Annotated in this window: 16 protein-coding genes; 6 read left to right on the top strand and 10 right to left on the bottom strand. The window is 59.0% G+C overall.

The genetic code is table 11. The features are described 5' to 3' along the window. Window positions 1-533 precede the first annotated feature (533 nt). The 4 genes from KDX30_RS28100 to glcD are packed head-to-tail and all read right to left on the bottom strand — an operon-like array spanning window position 534 to window position 4,778. Window positions 534-941, bottom strand: coding sequence for a heme-binding protein (locus KDX30_RS28100; protein WP_231678111.1), 408 nt, complete (start codon window positions 939-941; stop codon window positions 534-536). A gap of 32 nt (window positions 942-973) precedes the next feature. Next, the gene (gene glcF / locus KDX30_RS28095; RefSeq protein ID WP_231678110.1) at window positions 974-2,200 is read right to left on the bottom strand and encodes a glycolate oxidase subunit GlcF; all 1,227 of its coding nucleotides are present in this window, start codon (window positions 2,198-2,200) and stop codon (window positions 974-976) included. Between the two features lie 2 nt (window positions 2,201-2,202). Further along, window positions 2,203-3,279, bottom strand: coding sequence for a glycolate oxidase subunit GlcE (glcE, locus tag KDX30_RS28090; protein ID WP_231678109.1), 1,077 nt, complete (start codon window positions 3,277-3,279; stop codon window positions 2,203-2,205). Next, window positions 3,279-4,778: a glycolate oxidase subunit GlcD gene (glcD, locus tag KDX30_RS28085; protein WP_231678108.1), complete on the bottom strand. Its 1,500-nt coding sequence runs from the start codon at window positions 4,776-4,778 to the stop codon at window positions 3,279-3,281. The genes glcE and glcD overlap by 1 nt, the downstream gene beginning before the upstream one ends. 199 nt (window positions 4,779-4,977) lie before the next feature. Here glcD and maiA point away from each other — a divergent pair, with 199 nt between their 5' ends. Together maiA and hppD are read left to right on the top strand one after the other, a co-directional pair. Further along, window positions 4,978-5,616 (top strand): maleylacetoacetate isomerase, encoded by a 639-nt coding sequence (gene maiA / locus KDX30_RS28080; RefSeq protein WP_231678112.1) that lies wholly within the window; start codon window positions 4,978-4,980, stop codon window positions 5,614-5,616. A 142-nt stretch (window positions 5,617-5,758) separates the two neighbouring features. Then, entirely contained in the window at window positions 5,759-6,847 is a 1,089-nt protein-coding gene (gene hppD / locus KDX30_RS28075; RefSeq protein ID WP_231674033.1) for a 4-hydroxyphenylpyruvate dioxygenase, read from the top strand. Between the two features lie 342 nt (window positions 6,848-7,189). Here hppD and KDX30_RS28070 read toward each other — a convergent pair whose 3' ends face one another. Continuing rightward, window positions 7,190-7,987 carry an IclR family transcriptional regulator gene (locus KDX30_RS28070; protein ID WP_122396507.1) on the bottom strand — a complete coding sequence of 266 codons (798 nt, stop codon included), beginning with the start codon at window positions 7,985-7,987 and terminating at the stop codon, window positions 7,190-7,192. A gap of 283 nt (window positions 7,988-8,270) precedes the next feature. Between KDX30_RS28070 and hmgA the strand changes: the two genes are divergently transcribed. Next, window positions 8,271-9,578 (top strand): homogentisate 1,2-dioxygenase, encoded by a 1,308-nt coding sequence (gene hmgA / locus KDX30_RS28065; protein ID WP_231666530.1) that lies wholly within the window; start codon window positions 8,271-8,273, stop codon window positions 9,576-9,578. Next, complete coding sequence (gene fahA / locus KDX30_RS28060) at window positions 9,575-10,873, top strand: fumarylacetoacetase (RefSeq protein ID WP_231678107.1); 1,299 nt, start codon at window positions 9,575-9,577, stop codon at window positions 10,871-10,873. The genes hmgA and fahA overlap by 4 nt, the downstream gene beginning before the upstream one ends. A gap of 220 nt (window positions 10,874-11,093) precedes the next feature. On the opposite strand, the gene KDX30_RS28055 is transcribed toward fahA, so the two are convergent. The 4 genes from KDX30_RS28055 to KDX30_RS28040 form a co-directional block, all read right to left on the bottom strand. Further along, window positions 11,094-12,551: an N-acyl-D-amino-acid deacylase family protein gene (locus KDX30_RS28055; protein WP_231678106.1), complete on the bottom strand. Its 1,458-nt coding sequence runs from the start codon at window positions 12,549-12,551 to the stop codon at window positions 11,094-11,096. 3 nt (window positions 12,552-12,554) lie between these two features. Next, window positions 12,555-13,415, bottom strand: coding sequence for a MurR/RpiR family transcriptional regulator (locus KDX30_RS28050; RefSeq protein ID WP_231678105.1), 861 nt, complete (start codon window positions 13,413-13,415; stop codon window positions 12,555-12,557). Then, the gene (locus KDX30_RS28045) at window positions 13,416-14,765 is read right to left on the bottom strand and encodes a GntT/GntP/DsdX family permease (RefSeq protein ID WP_099270041.1); all 1,350 of its coding nucleotides are present in this window, start codon (window positions 14,763-14,765) and stop codon (window positions 13,416-13,418) included. 342 nt (window positions 14,766-15,107) lie between these two features. Then, window positions 15,108-16,091 carry a GlxA family transcriptional regulator gene (locus KDX30_RS28040; protein ID WP_231678104.1) on the bottom strand — a complete coding sequence of 328 codons (984 nt, stop codon included), beginning with the start codon at window positions 16,089-16,091 and terminating at the stop codon, window positions 15,108-15,110. A 107-nt stretch (window positions 16,092-16,198) separates the two neighbouring features. On the opposite strand from KDX30_RS28040, the gene KDX30_RS28035 reads away from it, so the two are divergent. Next, window positions 16,199-16,876, top strand: coding sequence for a DJ-1/PfpI family protein (locus KDX30_RS28035; RefSeq protein ID WP_122704979.1), 678 nt, complete (start codon window positions 16,199-16,201; stop codon window positions 16,874-16,876). On the opposite strand, the gene KDX30_RS28030 is transcribed toward KDX30_RS28035, so the two are convergent. Continuing rightward, window positions 16,873-17,496 (bottom strand): TetR/AcrR family transcriptional regulator, encoded by a 624-nt coding sequence (locus KDX30_RS28030; protein WP_099270043.1) that lies wholly within the window; start codon window positions 17,494-17,496, stop codon window positions 16,873-16,875. The two genes, KDX30_RS28035 and KDX30_RS28030, sit on opposite strands and share 4 nt — an antisense overlap. Before the next feature lie 185 nt (window positions 17,497-17,681). Here KDX30_RS28030 and KDX30_RS28025 point away from each other — a divergent pair, with 185 nt between their 5' ends. Next, window positions 17,682-18,764, top strand: coding sequence for an MBL fold metallo-hydrolase (locus KDX30_RS28025; RefSeq protein WP_231678103.1), 1,083 nt, complete (start codon window positions 17,682-17,684; stop codon window positions 18,762-18,764). Window positions 18,765-18,936: the final 172 nt, after the last annotated feature.

Here is an 18,936-nt window from a genome sequence, read left to right as displayed (position 1 = left end):
GCAACCCCTGTGGGAGCCGAGCTTGCTCGCGATGCAGACGCTGCGTTCTTTCAGTTGGACCCGGTCGCCTTCATCGCGAGCAAGCTCTGCTCCCACAGATGGCTCGCTCGCCATAATTCAACGTATCGGAGAAAGACATTATTCTGCGCGCGTTGAAAACGTCGTCTATATAAAGCCAGCCTGATGTATCCAACGTGAGCCAGGCAACCCCTGTGGGAGCCGAGCTTGCTCGCGATGCAGACGCTGCGTTCTTTCAGTTGGACCCGGTCGCCTTCATCGCGAGCAAGCTCTGCTCCCACAGACGGCTCGCTCGCCATAATTCAACGTATCGGAGAAAGACATTACTCTGCGCGCCAACGTTGAAAACGTCGTCTATATCTAACGCCAGCCTGATGTACCCAACGTGAGCCAGGCAACCTGTGGGAGCCGAGCTTGCTCGCGATGCAGACGCTGCGTTTTTCCAGTTGAACCCGGTCGCCTTCATCGCGAGCCTGCTCGGCTCCCACAGATCCCTGGCTCGCGACAAGCGATGCTTACCCCGCATTCACCGCCGCAACACCGGCTTTTGCAACCTGCGCGTCCTGCGCGGCCTGAACACCTGACACGCCGACTGCACCAATTACCTCGCCATCGACGATCACCGGCACGCCGCCTTCCAGCGAGGTGAGCAATGGCGCGGAAAGGAACGCGGTGCGCCCGCCATTGACTGATTCTTCGTAGCTTTTCGATTCACGACGGCCTAAAGCAGCGGTGCGGGCCTTTTCAATGCCGATGTAGCTGCTAATGGGCGAAGCGCCGTCGAGACGCTCGAACCCCAGCAGATGGCCGCCGTCATCAACCACGGCGATGGACACCGGCCAGTTGTTGCTGATGGCGTCCTGGCGAGCCGCGGCGAGAATGTGAGTCACTTCGGTCTGGGTCAACACAGCTTTGGTTTTCATCGAATACTCCACGAGTTGTTGTTAAGGGGCTGTTAAACAATGGGCTGCAAAGCGTCGTCAACCAGTTCGATCCAGTGCCGCACCGGGGTTCGACCTGCTCCGGACAGATGCGTCTGGCAACCGATGTTCGCCGTGGCGATCACGTCCGGTTTGCCGCTTTCCAACGCGTTCATTTTGTTGTCACGCAACTGGCGGGACAGCACCGGTTGCGTGATCGAGTAAGTACCTGCCGAACCACAGCATAGATGGCTGTCGGGCACTGCGGTCAGATTGAAGCCCAGGCGCAACAATACACTTTCCACTGTACCGCCGAGTTTCTGCGCATGCTGCAAGGTGCAGGGGCAGTGAAAGGCCAGGCGCAGATCGCTGCGAATGCCGAGGTTCTCCAGCGGCGCATCGCGCATTACCTCAACCAGATCTTTGGCTAACGCGCTGATCCGCTGCGCCTTGGCGGCATATGCCGGATCGCCACTGAGCAGATGCCCGTAATCCTTGACGAAAGCGCCACAACCGCTGGCGGTCTGGACGATGGCCGCCGCGCCGTTTTCGATGGCTGGCCACCAGGCGTCAATGTTGCGCCGGGCGCGATCCAGGCCGGCGGCCTGAGCATCCAGATGATAGTCCAGCGCACCACAGCAACCCGCCTGAGCGATGGGTGTGACGCTGATCCCAAGGCGATCCAGTACCCGCGCCGTGGCGGCGTTGGTATTGGGTGACAAACCGGGTTGCACGCAGCCTTCAAGCATCAGCACTTTGTGTGCGTGCCGTACAGCTGGACGTGCTTTGGGCTGAACAATGTGGGTCGGCAGTTTTGCCTTCAAGCTGTCCGGCAACAGGGGCCGGAATGTCGTGCCCAGTTGAGTCAGCGATTTGAATAGCACGGCGTTGGGCAGCACATTGCGCAGACCTTCGCGCAGAGCTCGCTGGCCCAGTGAGCGGGGCACAGCGGCGTCTACCACGGCGCGGCCGATATCCAGCAGATTGTGGTAGTCGACGCCGGACGGGCAGGTGGTTTCGCAGTTGCGGCACGACAAACAGCGGTCCAGATGCAGTTGGGTTTTTTCGGTGACTTCGTTGCCTTCCAACACCTGCTTGATCAGATAGATGCGCCCGCGAGGGCCATCCAGCTCATCGCCGAGCAATTGATAAGTCGGGCAGGTCGCGTTGCAAAATCCGCAGTGCACGCAGCTGCGCAGAATACTTTCGGCTTCTTCGGCGCGGGGCAGTTGTCGAGCGTGGTCGCTCAGGGTGGTCTGCATGGTCAAATCTCCGCGTACATCCGCCCCGGATTGAACACTCCGTGGGGATCGAGTTGGGCCTTGAGCTGGCGGTGGTAGCGCAACAGGGGCGCGGGCAGCGGCTGGAACGGGCTGTCTTGCAAGCCATGGCTGTAGCAGACGGCATGACCGCCAGCGGCGCTGACCGTGGCGCGAATGACTGCACCGTCGGCATCGGATTTCAGCCAGCGTTGGGCTCCGGCCCAATCGATCAATTGTTCGCCGGGCACATCCAATACGCCGGTATTGTTGGGCAGTGACAGGCGCCACAACGGTAAACCGCTGGAGAAAAAATCCAGTTGATGTTCGTTCAGTTCCTGCCAATAGCCCGGGTCGATGCGTTCGCCGCCCAGCCGCTCATGGGCGGCCGCCACCGAGCCTTCACCGCCTTCCAGACGCAGGCGCAACACGCCATTTTCAAAACTGGCAGCGCTGATGGGTAAAGGCTGCTGACCCCATTCCGCCAGGCGTGCCAGGGCGCGAGCACAGTCCATTTCCAGTGCGATGCTGCTGCACAAACGGGGTTTGGGCAGGACCTTCAAAGAAACTTCGGTGAGGACGCCCAGGCAGCCGAAACTGCCCGCCATCAGGCGTGACAGGTCGTAACCGGCGACGTTCTTCATGACCTCGCCGCCAAAGCGCAAATGTTTGCCCAGGCCTGTGATTACCCGGGTACCCAGCACAAAATCTCGCACGGATCCTGACCAGGGACGGCGTGGCCCGGACAGCCCGGACGCGACCATGCCGCCGACAGTGGCCTCGCCAAAATGTGGCGGCTCGCAAGGCAGCATTTGTCCGGCAGCATCCAGCGCTGCACACAGTTCTTGCAGGGGCGTTCCGGCGCGGGCGGTGATCACCAGTTCGGTAGGGTCGTAGCTGACGATGCCGCTGTGTGCTCGCGTATCAAGTATTTCCCCGGCCACTTCGCGTCCGAGAAATGCTTTGCTGTTTCCACCCTGGATTCGCAGCGGTGTCGCCGTTTGCAGGGCCTGATTGACCTGCTCCAGCAGGGCGGCGCCGGCGTCGTTGTCCGGGGGCTGAAGAAGCGGATCGGCAATCATCAGAAGCGCTCCAGTTCAGGGAAGGGCAGCTTGCCCATGTGCACATGCATCGCACCGAATTCAGCACAGCGGTGCAGGGTCGGGATGTTCTTGCCGGGGTTGAGCATGCCGCCGGGATCGAACGCGGCTTTCACGGCATGAAACAAGGTCAGCTCGTCGCTGTTGAACTGGGCACACATCTGATTGATCTTCTCGCGACCCACCCCGTGCTCGCCGGTGATGCTGCCGCCGACTTTCACGCAGAGTTCAAGAATCTTGCCGCCCAGCGCCTCTGCACGCTCCAGTTCGCCGGGCTGGTTGGCATCAAACAGGATCAACGGATGCATGTTGCCGTCACCGGCATGAAATACGTTGGCGACTCGCAGGCCGTATTCCTCGGACAAGGCCGAAATACCTTGCAGCACACCGGGTAACTCCCGACGCGGGATGGTGCCGTCCATGCAGTAATAATCCGGCGACAGTCGGCCGACTGCCGGGAAGGCATTCTTGCGACCGGCCCAGAAGCGCACGCGCTCGGCTTCATCTTTTGCCTGACGCAGCTCCGTCGCACCGGCCTTGGTCAATACCTCGCGAACCCGTTCGCAGTCGTCATGCACGTCGGCCTCAACCCCGTCCAGTTCACAGAGCAGAATCGCTTCGGCGTCCACCGGATACCCGGCGTGAATGAAGTCTTCCGCGGCGCGAATTGCCAGGTTGTCCATCATCTCCAGCCCACCGGGAATAATCCCCGCAGCAATGATGTCAGCCACGGCGCGCCCGGCTTTTTCCACGGAGTCGAACGCCGCCAGTAGCACTTTCGCCACCTGAGGTTTCGGCAGCAGCTTGACCGTGACTTCGGTAATGATGCCGAGCATGCCTTCCGAACCGGTGAACAGCGCGAGCAGGTCAAAACCCGGTGAGTCCAGTGCGTCGGAACCCAGTGTCAGCTGTTCGCCCTCGACGGTGAGTATTTCCACCTTGAGCAGGTTGTGCACGGTCAGGCCGTATTTCAGGCAATGCACACCGCCCGCGTTCTCCGCGACGTTACCGCCGATAGAACAGGCAATTTGCGACGACGGGTCCGGCGCGTAATACAGTTCGTAAGGCGCAGCTGCTTGAGAAATCGCCAGATTACGCACGCCCGGCTGTACTCGGGCGAGGCGTGCGGCGGGATCAATTTCGAGGATTTTATTGAAGCGCGCCATCACCAGCAGTAGGCCCTTTTCCAGCGGCAGCGCGCCACCTGACAACCCCGTACCCGCGCCGCGAGCGACCACTGGAACGTGGCGCTGGTGACAGATTTTCAGCAGGGTCTGCACTTCTTCAAGGTGCCGGGGCAGGGCCACCAGCATGGGCGTGGTGCGATACGCCGATAAACCGTCGCACTCGTACGGGCGCAGTTCTTCCGGACGATGGAGGATGTCCAGGTCCGGCAACTGGCGTTGCAGCTCAGCCAGCAATTGTTGCTTGTCGACAACCGGCAGCAAGCCATCGACGCGTTCGTCGTAGAGGATGTTCATGATGCTTCGTGACCCTGTGTTGTTTTTATAGGGCAGTCTTGGGACATCAGGCAGCTTGCATCATTAAGGGTTCCGGGCCGATCTGTCCATGGTTTCGACTCGGCCTTTAGTCTGAGGCGCGATTGACAGCTGCGGGGTAATCCCGCAATTTACGCATTACGTAAAGCGATTACGAAGAATAATAAAAATGACCCAGCCGCTGGATCTGTTCACCTATTACCGTTCGACATCCAGTTACCGGGTGCGAATTGCGTTAGCGTTGAAAGGTCTGAATTACACCGCGATCCCGGTCAACCTGATCCACGATGGCGGTGAGCATCGCAAACCTGAATACCGGGCTATAAACCCGCAAGGTCGCGTGCCTGCATTGCGCACTGACCATAGCGTCGTCATCACTCAATCTACAGCGATCATCGAATACCTCGAAGAGCGTTATTCCGAGCACCCGCTGCTGTCTTCAAATATCGAGCTGCGTGCCCGGCAGCGGGCGGTTGCGTCGCTGATCGCCTGCGATATTCATCCACTGCACAACGTGTCGGTACAAAACCACTTGCGCGCGCTGGGGCTTAGCGAATATGAGGTCAGTCACTGGATCGGCCACTGGATCAGCGAAGGTCACGCGGCAGTGGAGCAGATGATTGGCGACCAGGGATTCTGTTTTGACAAGGAACGCCCAAGCGTGGCCGATGTGTATCTGCTGCCGCAAATCTACGCCGCCCGACGCTTTAACGTCGATCTGACGCCGTACCCACGCATCCTGCGGGTTGAAAAGCTTGCACTGGACCATTGGGCATTTCAGGCGGCGCATCCCGATGCGCAACCGGACAAGCCGGAGTAGTCTGTCCTTTATGAAAATTCTTGGCCTGCAACTGATCTTTGGTGATTTCCTGGCGCGTAGCGTGCGTGGCATCCCCTGCGCGCCGCCCGCTGGAAAGGGACGTTAAAAAACGCTAATCCACTTTCCAGCAAGGAGCCAGACCATGGCTGATTTACACGCCGATTTATATGAAAACCCAATGGGCCTGATGGGCTTTGAGTTCATCGAGTTCGCTTCGCCGACGCCCAATACCCTTGAACCTGTGTTTCAGATCATGGGCTTCACCAAGGTGGCGGTGCATCGCTCCAAAGATGTGGTGCTGTATCGCCAGGGCGACATCAACATCATCCTCAACAATGAACCCAACAGCCCGGCCTCTTACTTTGCCGCCGAGCACGGGCCGTCTGTGTGCGGCATGGCGTTCCGCGTCAAGGACTCTCATGTTGCCTACCAACGTGCGCTTGATCTTGGCGCTCAGCCGGTGGAAATCGCCACCGGGCCAATGGAGCTGCGCCTGCCAGCGATCAAAGGCATTGGCGGTGCGCCGCTGTACCTGATCGACCGCTTTGGCGAAGGCACTTCGATCTATGACATCGATTTCAACTTCATCGAAGGCGTGGATCGTCACCCGGTGGGCGCAGGCCTGAAGTTTATCGATCACCTGACCCATAACGTCTATCGCGGACGTATGGCTTATTGGGCGAATTTCTACGAGAAGCTGTTCAACTTCCGTGAGATTCGCTACTTCGACATCAAGGGTGAATACACCGGCCTGACCTCCAAGGCCATGACTGCGCCGGACGGCATGATCCGCATTCCGCTGAACGAGGAGTCGTCGAAAGGGGCAGGGCAGATCGAAGAGTTTCTGATGAAGTTCAACGGGGAGGGCATCCAGCACGTGGCGTTCTTCACCGACGACCTGATCAAAAGCTGGGATGCGCTGAAAGCCATCGGCATGCGCTTCATGACCGCACCGCCGGAAACCTACTACGAAATGCTCGAAGGCCGCCTGCCCAATCATGGCGAGCCAGAGTCCGAACTGAAAAGCCGTGGCATTTTGCTGGATGGTTCTTCTGATGGTGGCGAGCGGCGCTTACTGCTGCAGATATTCTCCGAAACCCTGATGGGCCCGGTGTTCTTCGAGTTCATCCAGCGCAAGGGCGATGACGGGTTTGGCGAGGGTAACTTCAAGGCGCTGTTTGAGTCGATCGAGCGCGATCAGATCAAGCGCGGGGTTTTGGCGGTGGAGTAGGGTTAGCTCAGAAGCAGAACTGGAATGCGTTTTAACTGTGAAAGCTTTGCTTGCTTGAGATTGGGTTATCAAGCCATCGCGAGCAAGCTCAGCTCCCACAGGGGGAACGCATTTGGACCTTTCTTGAGTTGAAATGCGGTCCTCTGGAAGCTTTGCTTGTCCGGAATTGGGTTATCAAGCCATCGCGAGCAAGCTCAGCTCCCACAGGGGGAACGCATTTACACCTTTCTTGAGTTGAAATGCGGCCCTGTGGGAGCGAGGCTTGCCCGCGATGATTTGCGAACCCAATCCAAGGCAACTACCGCTCTCCCAGTTAAAACCCTATCCAGATAAAAGCCTGTATCAATCACCGAACAGCGCCACATCCCCACCCATTCGAGCGCTGATCACCCGCGCCGTAGCCCTAAGCCTCTGCGCTGCTTCGGCCTGGCGCTCATCGGTGAACACTGATGCCGATCCCACCATGGTGATCACTCCGGCGAGCTTGTTGCCAACGCTGAATATCGGTGAGGACACCGCATTCACCCCCGCCATCAACAACCCGCGAATCTGGTGCACACCGCTGCTGCGGATATCACTGAGGTGTTGTTCGATCTCTCGCAGTTGTGCAGCGTTCAAATGAGCTGACTCCTGATCTCGCAGCCCGGCGGTTTCGCTGTTTGTGAGGAAGCTGTCGAACACTAGCCCGGTAGACGAACCAAGTAACGGCAGCACCGAGCCGACCTGAGTGACCAGCGTCACCGCACCGCTTGAAGGCTCGACGTAAACCACTGTCGGCCCCTTGTTGCCCCACACGGCCAGAAAGCAGGTTTCATTCAGATCGTCGCGCAACGTGGCCAAGTGCGGCGCGGTGATTTTCAGCACATCCAGATGACCGACCGCAGCCAGCCCCACAGACAGCGCCTCACGACCCAGTGCGTAATGGTTGGTGACCGTATCCTGTTCGGCGAAACCACTGGCAATCAGTGCCTGCAAATAACGGTGCACCTTGCTGGCAGGCATCGACACATGTTCGGCGAGTTTTGACAGCGAGGTGGACGGCGCCAGTTCAGCCAGCGCTTTGAGAATGCCCATGCCGACTTCTGCGGCCTGAACCTTTTGCTGACGCCCGCCTGCGGGGGTTTCGGTTTCCGTGGTCATTTCGGGTGTTACGCCAGTCTGAGAAGGCTGCTTTATAGCTTGACCGGCTCCCGAACTCAAATTACGTTATGCGTAATCGTTTTCTGTTAAATGTAATTTTGCCCGTGCTGCCCCTGACAAAAAAATGCAATTTGCGGAATTGAAATGCATTCCCCGTAGGAGCTGCCGAAGGCTGCGAAACATTTATCCTGACGCACCGTCATCGCAGCCTTCGGCAGCTCCTACAGGTCATTCGGCGTCATGGACACAACGCAATAACTTATAAAAATAAAAAGAGGTTCCGATGTTCACTCATCAGTCTCCCGAGCCGTTGATCTACCAATCCGGATTCGGTAACCAGTTCAACAGTGAAGCACTGCCTGGCGCATTGCCGGTGGGGCAGAACTCACCGCAGAAGCACGCCTTGGGTCTGTACGCGGAATTGCTGTCAGGCACCGCATTCACTGTGCCCCGCGCAGAAGCCCGGCGCACCTGGCTCTATCGCATCAAACCCTCCGCTGCCCATCCACGCTATCAGCGGCTGGACCGACAGATCATCGGCCAGCATATGGGGCCCATCACGCCCAATCGCCTGCGCTGGAATGCCTTTGAATTACCGTCCGAGCCAACAGACTTCATCGATGGCTTGCACGTCATGGCCAGCACCCACACCGCAGATCAGACTGAAGGCGTGACGCTTTACAACTACTGCGCCACCGCCTCTATGCAGCGAGCTTTTTTCAATGCCGACGGTGAATGGCTGATCGTGCCGCAAGTGGGCCGTTTGCGCCTCGTCACCGAGTTGGGATTGCTGGATATCGGCCCGCAAGAAATCGCCGTGTTGCCCCGTGGCATGCGTTTCAGCGTGCAGTTACTGGACGCCACGGCCCGAGGTTATGTGTGTGAAAACCACGGCTGCGCGCTGCGCCTGCCTGAGCTGGGGCCGATTGGCAGCAACGGGCTGGCCAACCCTCGGGATTTTTTGGCGCCTGTCGCGTGGTTTGAAGAGCGCGATGAGCCGGTGACCCTGGTGCAGAAATTCCTTGGCGAATTGTGGAGCACGCAGCTGGATCACTCGCCCTTCGACGTGGTGGGCTGGCATGGCAATAACGTGCCGTACAAATACGATCTGCGTCGTTTCAACACCATCGGCACCGTCAGTTACGACCATCCTGATCCGTCGATTTTTACCGTCCTGACTTCCCCAGGCGCTGTGCACGGCCAGGCCAACATTGATTTCGTGATCTTCCCGCCGCGCTGGATGGTGGCCGAAAACACCTTCCGGCCGCCTTGGTTTCACCGCAACCTGATGAATGAATTCATGGGCCTGATCGAAGGTGCCTACGACGCCAAGGCTGAGGGTTTCATGCCCGGTGGCGCGTCCTTGCATAACTGCATGAGCGCTCACGGCCCGGATAACGCGACGGCTGAAAAAGCCACCGTCGCACAATTGCAGCCACACAAGATCGATAACACCATGGCCTTCATGTTCGAGACCGGCAAAGTCTTGCGCCCGAGCCTGCATGCCTTGCAATGCCCGCAACTGCAAAGCGATTACGACGCCTGCTGGACCGGCATGGCCAGGACTTTTAATAAGGAAATGCCAAAATGAGTACGCCTGCACACAGTCGCAGTTGGGTGTCATCCGCCAACGGCCATGCTGACTTTCCGTTGCAGAACCTGCCACTGGGCGTTTTTAGTCGTGGTGATTCAGCCAGGCGCGGTGGCGTGGCGATCGGGGACTCGATTTTCGATCTGCAAGCGGCCCTTGCAGCGGGCTTTTTCAATGGTGCGGCGCGGGGAGCAGCCGAGGCGGCCAGTCGTGATCAGTTGAATGATTTTTTTGCCTTGGGGGCTCATGCCCGACGAGCGTTGCGCAGTGAATTGCTGCATCTGCTGGACGAACACAGCCCGCAGCGGGCGAGTCTAGAAGCGTCCAGCGAATTGCTCCTGCATCCCATGAGCGAATGTCAGTTGCATATGCCTGCTCGTGTTGGCGATTACACCGATTTCTACGTTGGCATTCATCACGCGACCAATGTTGGCAAACTGTTCCGCCCGGACAATCCGCTGCTGCCCAATTACAAATACGTGCCGATTGCCTATCACGGCCGCGCTTCGACGCTTTGTGTGTCCGGCAGCCCGGTCAGACGCCCCGATGGCCAGACGCTTCCGCCAGGTCAGGAGGTACCGCAGTTCGGCCCGTGTAAACGGCTGGATTACGAACTGGAAATGGGCGTCTGGGTTGGCCCCGGCAACCCGGACGGGGCGCCCATCGGCATTGCTGATGCGCAGCAGCATATCGCCGGGTTGTGCCTGCTCAACGATTGGTCGGCCCGAGATCTGCAAGCCTGGGAATACCAGCCACTGGGACCGTTCTTGTCGAAAAGTTTTGCCACGACCCTTTCGCCCTGGGTGGTCACGGCCGAAGCGCTGGCACCGTTCCGCAGCCCGCAACCGGCGAGGCCCGAAGGTGATCCGCGACCGTTGCCGTATCTACTGGATGAGGCGGATCAGCAGGGCGGTGCGCTGGATATCGAGCTGGAGGTGCTGTTGTTGACCCGGCAGATGAAGGCACAGGGTTTACCGGCGCAGGTTCTCGCTCGCAGCAACACCCTGAACATGTACTGGACCGTGGCGCAGATGCTTACCCACCACAGCGTCAACGGCTGCAAACTGCAACCGGGCGACCTGCTCGGCACCGGCACCTTGTCTGGTCCGCAGCCGGGGCAATTCGGCAGCCTGCTGGAAATGACCGAGGGCGGCAAGCACACCGTCGAGCTGCCGGGGGGTGAAGTCAGGCGCTTTCTCGAAGATGGCGATGAGGTGATCCTGCGCGCCCGTTGTCGGCGGGAAGGGCAGGTATCGATCGGGTTTGGCGAGTGTCGGGGTGTGGTGGTGGGGTAGTTCTGGTTTGGAGTGGGTTTTAACTGTCAGGTGCTGGCCTTGGATTGGGTTCACAAATCATCGCGGGCAAGCCTCGCTCCCACAGTACTGCGTTCACTTTCTTGACCTGAAATACGGCCCCTGTGGGAGCGAGGCTTGGTCTGGGCCGCATCCGGACGATAATTTGTGAACCCAATAGCAGGCAAACATCTTTTTCACAGGCAAAACCCCATTCAAAAATCTACAGAAACCCACCCACCAACGACCCACTCCTCGGCAAAAACCTTCCTTGCCGCTCACCCTGCGCCTTGCCGTCTGCGTAACTCAATTGCCCATTGACCCACACCCCGTCGATCCCCTCGGCAGCGCGTTGCGGGTCTTTGAAGTCGGCGACGTCGCGCACGGTCTGCGGGTTGAACAACACCAGGTCCGCCCAATAGCCTTCGCGAATCAGGCCGCGCTCATGCAAGGCAAAGCGCGCTGCCGATAACCCGGTCATCTTGTGCACCGCAGTATGCAGCGGGAACAGGCCCAGATCGCGGCTGAAATGACCGAGCACACGGGGAAATGCACCCCACAGTCGCGGGTGCGGAAACGGGTCCTCCGGCAGTCCGTCAGAACCGATCATCGACAGCGGATGACTCATGATTCGCTCGACATCTTTCTCATCCATGCCGTAATACACCGCACCTGCCGGTTGCAGCTTGCGGGCGGTGTCCAGCAGCGACAGTTGCCAGTCGGCGGCGATGTCTTTCAGGTCACGGCCGCTTTGATCCGGGTGCGGTGTTGACCAGGTGATGGTGATACGAAATGCGTCAGTCACCTGCTTGAGATCCAGGGTCGACGAACTGGCGGCGTAGGGGTAACAATCGCAGCCCACCGGATGAGTTTTCGCGGCCTGTTCCAGCGAGGCGAGCAACTGCGGGCTGCGGCCCCAGTTACCGGCGCCTGCGCATTTCATGTGGGAAATAACCACCGGCGATTTGGCGTGGCGGCCGATGTCGAACGCCTCATCCATGGCTTTCAGCACCGGCTCGAACTCGCTGCGCAAGTGGGTGGTGTACACCGCGCCAAACGCAGTCAATTCCTCGGCCAGTTGCTTGACCTCTGTGGTTTCTGCCGAGAACGCGGAAGCGTAAGCGAGCCCGGTAGACAGACCCAGCGCACCCGCTTCAAGGCTGTCGCGCAACTGTTCGCGCATGGCGCTGATTTCTTCCGGGCTGGCGGTGCGTTGCAGATCATCCATGTGATTACTGCGCAACGCGGTATGGCCAATCAGCGCGGCAACATTGACCGCTGGACGCGCTTCATCCACGGCATTGCGATAGTCGCTGAAATGCGGGTAAACGAACGCGGCAGCGCTGCCCAGCAGGTTCATTGGATCGGGCGGATCACCGGCCAGAGCCACCGGCGAGGCGCTGATGCCGCAGTTGCCGACGATCACTGTCGTGACCCCCTGGCTGATCTTGGGCAGCATGGCGGGATAGCGAATCACTACCGTGTCGTCGTGGGTATGCACATCGATAAAGCCCGGTGCCAGGACCCGGCCCGCAGCGTTGATTTCTTCTTTTGCCTTCGCGCCATCAAGGTCGCCGACGCGCAGGATGCGACCCTCGTGAATCGCTACATCGGAGCGGAAACCGGGAACATCGCTGCCGTCGATCACCAGCGCGTCGCGAATGATCAGGTCATAAAGCATAGGTCAGTCTCCAAGCGGCAATCCGTCTTCACCGCCGCGATAGTCATCAAGGGCCAGCTTGATCCGCCGCAGTCGCTCCTGATTTTCTTCAGGGGCGAGCAGGGCCAGTTCGGTGGCGAGCACATCAATGGTCAGCAGCATGCCGTAGCGGGCGGCGGTGGGTTTGTAGATAAAATTGGTTTCGGCAATCTGCAACGGCAACACCACGTCGGCGATTTGCCCCAGTGGTGAGTCGGGAAGGGTGATCGCCAGGATTTTCGTGCCATAGCTGCTGGCCAGTTTCACAGCGTCCAGCAGTTCCGGAGTACGACCGCTGAGGGAACACGCTATCAGGCTGTGGCCCGGCCCAAGCGTTGCGGCGATCAGGCGCATCATCACCGGATCACGGCTGGCGGCGATGGGATAACCCAGGCGCACCAGACGGGTCTGCAATTCTTCGCTGCAAAGGCTGGAACAGCCGCCCATGCCAAAGGCATGAATCATCCGCGCCTTGCTGAGCAGTTCGATGGCGGCAGCGAAGCGCGATTCGTCAAACCCGGCCAGGTGCTGACGCAACGTGGATTCGATATCGCCGACGATCTGTGTAAAAAACGCCGACTGCTCAGGCGCCTGCTCGGGGTTGAGAAAGCGGCTGCCGACGGCACTGGCCTGAGCCAGTTGCAGGCGCAGGTCGCGCAAGTCCCGGCAGCCAATGCTGCGGGCAAAACGCGACAGAGTTGCGCTGCTGACTTCCGCCCGGCTGGCCAGTTCATCGAGGCTGGCGCTGGCGGCAAACGCCACGTCGCTGAGGATCAGTCGGGCAATCCGGCTTTCGCCCGCGCTGAGTGAGTCCTGACGCGCGCGGATCTGGTAAAGAATATCCACTCAGAGCACCTGAGCCAGACCGAGCGTGAGGGCGAACGCGACAATGGAAATCAACGTCTCCAGCACCGTCCAGGTTTTGAAGGTTTGTGCCACGGTCATGTTGAAGTACTCCTTGATAAGCCAGAAACCACCGTCATTGACGTGGGAAAAGATCACCGAGCCAGCGCCCGTCGCCAGCACCAGCAGCTCCGGATGTGGATAGCCAAGGCCCAGCGCAACGGGGGCAACGATACCGGAAGCCGTGGTCATGGCCACTGTCGCCGAACCTGTAGCAACCCTCATCAATGCGGCGAACAGCCAGCCCATGAGCAGCGGCGAGAGATGAAACTCTTGAGCCAGACCGACGATTTCGTTGGTGACACCACTGTCGATCAGAATCCGGTTCAAGCCACCACCGGCACCCACTAGCAGCGTGATGCTCGCCGTCGGTGCCAGACATTCATTGGTGAACTTCAGAATCGAGTCGCGGTTGAAGCCTTGGGCGATGCCCAGTGTCCAGAAGCTTAGCAAGGTGGCCAGCAGCAGGGCGATCACCGAGTTACCGATGAACAGCAGGAAGCTGTTGAATGCGCTGCCCGGCGTGCTGATCAGGTTGGCCCAGCCGCCCAACAGCATGAGCACCACGGGTAACAGAATGGTGGTCATGGTCAGGCCGAAGCTCGGCAGTTTCTGACGCGGTTCACGGTCCAGGAACTGCTTGCCCAGCGGGTTCTCGGCAGGCAGCTGGATGCGCGGCACGATGAATTTTGCGTACAGAGGACCTGCAATGATCGCCGTCGGAATACCGATCAGAATGGCATAGAACAGGGTTTGCCCGACCGACGCCTGATAAGCCTGAACCGCCAGCATCGCCGCAGGGTGCGGCGGCACCAGCGCGTGCACCACCGACAGACCGGCCACCATCGGCAAACCGACCATAAGAATCGAAACGCCCACCCGGCGGGCCACGGTGAAGGCGATTGGCACCAGCAGCACGAAGCCGACTTCGAAGAACAGCGGCAGGCCCACCAGAAAGGCAATGCAGACCATGGCCCAGTGCGCGTTGCGCTCACCGAAGCGGTCAATCAGGGTCCGCGCCACCTGCTCGGCACCGCCGGATTCAGCCATCATTTTGCCGAGCATGGTGCCTAGTGCCACAACCAGAGCAATGTGCCCCAGGGTCTTGCCGACACCGGCTTCATACGACGCAACGACACCCGTGGCAGGCATGCCGGCGACCAGCGCAAGGCCGACGGAAATCAGGGTGATGACAATGAACGGGTTGAGGCGATAACGGGCAATCAGGACGATCAAGGCAATGATCGCGATGGCGGCGTAAATCAAAAGCGAAATACCAGCGGACGGCGGCATGGAGCGTTTCCTTGCAGAGAGAGGTAATCGAATGGCTCGACACAGCGGGGCAACCCGTCAGTGAGGAGGCGTTCCGGAAAAACTCGGCAGAGGTGTCGCTAAAGGTTTGCACGCTGGAGCAGGGGGAGAGCAACGGCGATCACAGGCATTCATTATTGTTATCTCTGTTTTCGTGATGAAATTAAATTACACGAAAGCAAAAACATAAATCAATATATGAAAATAGTTTTCTTGGTGAGGTTTGATCTACTGCATATGCGGTCTTTGCTGAAGAGCGCGGTCCATGTGGGAGCGGTTGGGCGGCATTCCGAGCTGGAATCTGGGGTGCATTTGTGAAATCCATTACCCACTAAACCGCTCCCGATAAGCCATCGGCGTCACTCCCAATCCGCGCAAGAAGCTACGCCGCAAGGTCTCCTCGCTGCCAAATCCACACCGTGCCGCAACGCGTTTGATGGGCTGTGTGCTGTCCGCTAATAACCGTCGGGCTGCTTCAACCCGCAGTTGTTCGATGGCTTTGGCCGGGGTGATGCCGGTTTGTGTGCGGTAGTGGCGGACGAAACTGCGTTCGCTCATGCCCACCTTTGCGGCCAGAGCGGCAACGCCGAGGTCGCTGGTCAGATTTTCGATGATCCAGCCATGCAGGTCGGCAAAACGTCCGTCCTCCGTGACGCTTGCGTGCTGCATCGACAGGGTGGCGCTGAATTGCGACTGGCCGCCCGGTCGCTTGAGGAACACCACCAGATTCCGAGCGACCGCCAACGCCAGAGCGTGTCCCAGGTCCTCTTCGACCAGCGCCAGGGCAAGATCGATGCCCGCCGTGACACCGGCCGAGGTCCAGTAGCCATGGTCGTGGATGAAGATCGGATCGGGATCGACCCGTAACGCTGGGTATTGCCGGGCGAGAGCCTCGCAACTGTCCCAGTGGGTGACCACGCGGCGACCGTCCAGCAAACCGGTTGCCGCCAATAGAAATGCGCCACTGCACACCGAAGTGACGCGTCGGCTTGCAGCAGCGTGCTCATGCAGCCAGCGCACCAGTTGCGGGTCGCTGGCCGCCACCTGAACGCCACGTCCCCCGGCGACGATCAACGTGTCACTGCTTTCGCTGGCCGCAGGCAGAGGAAAGGTCAGCAAGCCCAGCCCTGCTGACGATTCGATGGAGTGGTCCTGGGCAGCGATCACCTTCATTTGATAAGGCACCGGCAGACCCTGTTGTTGGGCCTGAAGGTTGGCCGAGGCGAAGACTTGCAACGGTCCGCAGACATCCAGCAACTGAACGTTGGGGAACGCAAGAATGTGCACGGATCGTGGCTGATCGCTCATTAGCGTTATTCACATTGGTTGGCGTGAAAAGTGGGGTGTATGGCGTATCCGCCAAAGGCTAAACCGCTAGAGTTATCGCGTCTACCCCAACCTCAAGCGGACTTCATATGACCCTGCACATCGGCTTGCTCGTATTCCCAAAGGTGCAACAGCTGGACTTGACCGGTCCTTATGACGTATTCGCCTCGACGCCCGGTGTGACCGTGCACCTGATCTGGAAAGACCTCGAGGCACTCTATTCCAGCACCGGTCTGCAACTCCAGCCGACGCAGACTTTCACCGATTGCCCGCCCCTCGATGTGCTGTGCATTCCCGGCGGACAGGGTATCGACCCCTTGCTGGAGGATGAACAGACCCTTGCTTTCATCCGCGAACAGGCCCGGACTGTGAAATACCTCACGTCGGTCTGCACCGGCGCTCTGGTGCTGGGCGCAGCCGGGCTATTAAAGGGCAAGCGGGCGACGACCCACTGGGCCTCGCATGAATTGCTGGAGAGTTTTGGTGCGATCGCGGTGCATGAGCGGGTGGTCCGCGATGGCAACCTGATGACGGGTGGCGGAGTAACGGCGGGAATTGATTTCGCCCTGACGCTGGTAGGCGAACTGTTTGGAGAAGTGCAGGCGCAGACCGTGCAGCTGCAGCTGGAATACGCGCCTGCAGTGCCTTTCAATGCAGGTCATCCGTCAACTGCGCCCGCCGAAGTACTGGCTCTGGCCCGCGAGCGACTCAGGCAATCCATCGCCCAACGCCGCGCTATCGTGGCTCGGGTGGCAGCGCAGGGTTAGGTTTTTGCTACCGGGATTTCGTACCAGCCGAGAAACATGTCCAGTGTCGATTCAATAACCTCGGCTTGTTGTTCTGGACTCAATACCGGCTTGTTGATAGTCACCTGAGGCCAGAACGCAAAGCCCTTGAGCAGACCATGCATCTGGGTGGCGGCGAACGTCGGGTCGGCAGGCTTGAGACGGCCATCTGCCTGGGCGGCGCGGATCCATGCAGCGAAGGTTTCTTCGCGCTCATCCAGGCGCGCCAGCCAGACTTCCGCACGTTCGGGTGAATGAATGGTTGCCCCCAGCGCAACTCGCGCAAGGTCCAGGCAGTTGGTGTCAGAAAGCGTCTGCATTTTGGCCCGCAACATGCTGCGCAATTGATGGCGCAGTGTCACACCAGGCCGGTAGATTGAATCCGGAATCTCGCCGATACGGCACCAGAGTCGCTGGAGGATTTCCGCGAACAGTTCTTCCTTGCTGGGGAAATGGTTGTAGACGGTGCGTTTGGAAACCTCCGCTCGCGCGGCAATGCGGTCCATGCTGGTCACTTCAAACCCGGTGTCGCGAAACTCGGCAATGGCGGCCAGCACGATAGCTTCGCGTTTTCGGTCGGTGAGTCGCATAGGGGCAGTCATAGGTCTCGCTTCAAACAAGTGTTTTGATAAAAGTACACTCGGCAGTTTACTTGTCATCGCTGATGATGCAAGCTTAAAACTACACTGTGTAGTGTAAAAGCAGGTTACACATTATTTGCCTTTCCCGCTATTGCAAAGCGGCGGCGATGATGAGCAGCGCAGCAAACTCCCGGAGTCAGCAGACCATGACCAAGATCACAGAAAATTCGTCAGCTCAGTCTTTACCGACCCTGCAAAAGCACCAAGGGCGTTATCGCAACCCTGTGCCCATGAGTCGTATGGGTTTTTTCAAGACGCTGAGGATTTTCTGGAACATGGCTTTCAAAAAGCCATCGGTCACCCGTCCCTCGGGGGAAATTCCAGTGCAATCACTCACGCGCCAGCAGCTTCTGGCTGCGCCGGACTACACGGTCTATCGCCTTGGGCACTCCACGGTCTTGCTGAAAATGCGCGGGGTCTTCTGGCTCACTGATCCGGTGTTCGCCGAGCGTGCCTCGCCGGTGCAGTGGGCGGGTCCGCAGCGCTTCCACCAGCCGCCTATCAGCATTGAAGAACTGCCGCCGATCAAAGCGGTGATCCTGTCCCATAACCACTACGATCATCTCGACCACATGGCGATCAAGGCGCTTGAGGCGAAAACCGAACACTTTCTGACGCCGCTGGGCGTGGGCGATACCTTGATGGAGTGGGGCGTACCGGCGCACAAGATTCAGCAACTGGACTGGTGGCAATCCACCGAAGTGCATGGCATGCAGTTTGTCGCTACGCCTTCCCAGCATTTTTCCGGCCGCACGCTGCTGGACGGCAATCGCAGCCTGTGGGCGTCATGGGTCATGCACGATGAACATCAACGGATCTTCTTCAGTGGCGATACCGGTTACTTCGACGGTTTCAAAACCATCGGTGAGCAATACGGCCCATTCGACCTGACATTGATGGAAACCGGTGCCTATAACGTCGACTGGCCTGACGTGCACATGCAGCCCGAGGAAACCCTGCAGGCGCACATCGACCTGCGCGGTCGCTGGTTGCTGCCGATCCATAACGGCACGTTTGATCTGGCCATGCACGCCTGGCACGAACCCTTCGACCGCATCATCGCGCTGGCCTGGGAGAAGAATGTCCTGATCACCACGCCGCAAATGGGGCAGCCGTTTTACGTCCAGTACCCGTGTCGCGGCACTGCCTGGTGGCTGGGAATGGAAGGAGTGCGGGAAGTGCCATCTGAAGACATCCGCGGCTTTCAGTACGTACGGCGCAATGCTTAATACCTTGTAAGCGCAATATGTGGGACCGAATTCATTCGGGAAGGCGGCATTTCAGACGATAGGTTAACTGAGGATTGCAGTGGTCAACTTTTTCCGGACACCTCAATCGGTGATTGTCAGGCTGCTTGCCGCTCATATTGATTGGGCGGCACATAGCCCAGTTTCGAGTGCA

The organism is Pseudomonas quasicaspiana, from assembly GCF_021147825.1.
GTDB lineage: Bacteria > Pseudomonadota > Gammaproteobacteria > Pseudomonadales > Pseudomonadaceae > Aquipseudomonas > Aquipseudomonas quasicaspiana.
The sequence above is the reverse complement of the archived record's forward strand: the minus strand, read 5'-3'. Positions and strand labels throughout refer to the sequence as shown.

Excerpts from the sequence above, each read along its gene's own strand:
- KDX30_RS28100 (WP_231678111.1), bottom strand. The coding sequence starts at position 941 with ATGAAAACCAAAGCTGTGTTGACCCAGACCGAAGTGACTCACATTCTC.
- glcF (WP_231678110.1), bottom strand. The coding sequence starts at position 2,200 with ATGCAGACCACCCTGAGCGACCACGCTCGACAACTGCCCCGCGCCGAA.
- glcE (WP_231678109.1), bottom strand. The coding sequence starts at position 3,279 with ATGATTGCCGATCCGCTTCTTCAGCCCCCGGACAACGACGCCGGCGCC.
- glcD (WP_231678108.1), bottom strand. The coding sequence starts at position 4,778 with ATGAACATCCTCTACGACGAACGCGTCGATGGCTTGCTGCCGGTTGTC.
- hppD (WP_231674033.1), top strand. The coding sequence starts at position 5,759 with ATGGCTGATTTACACGCCGATTTATATGAAAACCCAATGGGCCTGATG.
- KDX30_RS28070 (WP_122396507.1), bottom strand. The coding sequence starts at position 7,987 with ATGACCACGGAAACCGAAACCCCCGCAGGCGGGCGTCAGCAAAAGGTT.
- hmgA (WP_231666530.1), top strand. The coding sequence starts at position 8,271 with ATGTTCACTCATCAGTCTCCCGAGCCGTTGATCTACCAATCCGGATTC.
- fahA (WP_231678107.1), top strand. The coding sequence starts at position 9,575 with ATGAGTACGCCTGCACACAGTCGCAGTTGGGTGTCATCCGCCAACGGC.
- KDX30_RS28055 (WP_231678106.1), bottom strand. The coding sequence starts at position 12,551 with ATGCTTTATGACCTGATCATTCGCGACGCGCTGGTGATCGACGGCAGC.
- KDX30_RS28045 (WP_099270041.1), bottom strand. The coding sequence starts at position 14,765 with ATGCCGCCGTCCGCTGGTATTTCGCTTTTGATTTACGCCGCCATCGCG.
- KDX30_RS28040 (WP_231678104.1), bottom strand. The coding sequence starts at position 16,091 with ATGAGCGATCAGCCACGATCCGTGCACATTCTTGCGTTCCCCAACGTT.
- KDX30_RS28035 (WP_122704979.1), top strand. The coding sequence starts at position 16,199 with ATGACCCTGCACATCGGCTTGCTCGTATTCCCAAAGGTGCAACAGCTG.
- KDX30_RS28030 (WP_099270043.1), bottom strand. The coding sequence starts at position 17,496 with ATGACTGCCCCTATGCGACTCACCGACCGAAAACGCGAAGCTATCGTG.
- KDX30_RS28025 (WP_231678103.1), top strand. The coding sequence starts at position 17,682 with ATGACCAAGATCACAGAAAATTCGTCAGCTCAGTCTTTACCGACCCTG.